Below are 280 nucleotides of genomic sequence, written 5' to 3'. Positions count from 1 at the left end.
TCTCTCTGCATTCTTCGAGTACGATGAGGTAGTACGAAAAAGCATATATACTACCAATCCAATTCAAGGGGTACATCGCCAGATACGCAAAATCACCAAAACTAAAGGTGCTTTTCCTTCAGAACAGCCACTGATGAAGCTAATGTATCTGGTATACAGAATATCAGTAAAAAATGGACAATGCCTATACATAACTGGGGTATCGCATTATCACAACTTTATGTTAAATTTGGAGAGAGAATTCTCAAGGAAAAAAACAGCTTTTGAGGAGCATTAATTT

The 280-nt window shown here is 36.8% G+C and carries 1 pseudogene; it reads left to right on the top strand.

Going from position 1 to position 280, the window contains the following annotated elements:
* A pseudogene (locus tag GNY06_RS00805) lies at window positions 1-267 on the top strand (transposase); the annotation flags it as partial.
* Window positions 268-280: the final 13 nt, after the last annotated feature.

The organism is Elizabethkingia argenteiflava (assembly GCF_009904105.1).
Taxonomy (GTDB): Bacteria; Bacteroidota; Bacteroidia; order Flavobacteriales; family Weeksellaceae; genus Elizabethkingia; species Elizabethkingia argenteiflava.
The sequence above is the reverse complement of the archived record's forward strand: the minus strand, read 5'-3'. Positions and strand labels throughout refer to the sequence as shown.